A 1,557-nucleotide genomic window follows, 5' to 3' on the forward strand; every position below is an offset into this window, starting at 1 on the left:
AAGGCCCCAAAGCAGTTGAAGCAATGCAGTCGCTAACATCTGTGAACTTATCAGAAATCACTTATTATCATTTTGAAGTAGGAGAATTTGCAGGAGTTGATAACGTAATTATTTCGGCAACTGGATATACTGGGAGTGGTGGATTTGAAATCTATTGCAAAAATGACGTTGCAGAACAAGTATGGGATAAAGTATTTGAGGCTGGAGCTAATTTCGGAATTAAACCAATTGGTTTAGCAGCTCGAGACACGTTGAGACTAGAGATGGGATTCTGCTTATACGGAAATGACATTGATGATACTACTTCACCACTTGAAGCAGGTCTAGGTTGGATCACGAAATTGGCAAAAGACGATTTCATTGATAAGGACTTTTTGGCAAATCAAAAAGAAGAAGGTATTAAGAACAAATTGGTGGCCTTTCAAATGATTGACAGAGGAATTCCCCGTCATGACTACCCTATTCAGGACGCAAACGGAAATGTAATTGGACGCGTAACGTCAGGAACGATGTCTCCTTCAATGAAAATCGCAATTGGACTTGGATACGTTACTAAAGAAAATAGCACTGTTGAATCAGACATTTTCATTGAAATCAGAGGTAAATCAATCAAAGCACAAATTGTTAAGCTGCCTTTTTATAAGAAATAGCGCGAGCTATTGATATGGGAACCCGATGGTGACCTAGCGCCAGCTATTGATATGGGAACGGGAAGTGCCTCTCATCGGTTGATATAAGGGAACAAAAGTGACCCTATTATAATCTATCTTTAATACTGAATTTAATGTCGTGGATCACACGTCTTTTGGGAAATGGGAACAAACCGGATCGTTATACTCAATTCTCTGCCGAATGGAGAATAATTCTTCATGAGAAGGTTGAATATTACACCCTACTTAATACTAACGACAAAGCACGGTTTGAGAAAGTCGTGCTTCGTTTTTTAAATACCACTAAGATTACTGGAATTAAAACTACTGTGCAAGATGAAGATATTATTCTCATTGGAGCGAGTGCAATTATTCCAATTTTTGCCTTCCCAAACTGGGAATACCATAATTTACAAGAGATACTACTCTATCCTGAACATTTCAATTATGACTTTGAAATTGGCGCTACGGACATATCCATTTTAGGCATGGTCGGATATGGCTACATGGAAGGCAAAATGATTCTTTCAAAGAAAGCACTGCACATCGGATTCTCAAACAGTCGTGACAAACGAAATACTGCGATTCATGAATTCGTGCATTTGATTGATAAAATGGATGGAAAGGTTGATGGCATTATGGTGTATCTCAAAGAGAAGTCCTATGTTGTTCCCTGGCTCAACTTAATCGACAAAAAAATTGAAGAAATAATTCAATCTAAAAATGACATTCGTCCTTATGGAGCAACGAATAGATCAGAATTTTTAGCCGTAGCATCTGAATACTTTTTTGAACGACCACAGCTACTTAAGAAGAAGCACCCTGAGTTATATAGCTACTTAGAGTTAATGTTCAATCAGAAGCTTGCAGATCGAAAATTGAATAACCGAGCAAAACCAACTCGACA

The 1,557-nt window shown here is 38.0% G+C and carries 2 protein-coding genes; both read left to right on the plus strand.

What is annotated here, in order from left to right:
* Positions 1–650, plus strand: a 650-nt coding sequence (locus tag HRT72_09285; GenBank protein NQY67897.1) for a glycine cleavage system aminomethyltransferase GcvT, incomplete at its 5' end; no start/stop codon positions are given.
* A 134-nt stretch (positions 651–784) separates the two neighbouring features.
* The coding region (locus HRT72_09290; GenBank protein NQY67898.1) for a zinc-dependent peptidase at positions 785–1,557 on the plus strand (773 nt) is incomplete at its 3' end.

The organism is Flavobacteriales bacterium, from assembly GCA_013214975.1.
Taxonomy (GTDB): Bacteria; Bacteroidota; Bacteroidia; order DT-38; family DT-38; genus DT-38.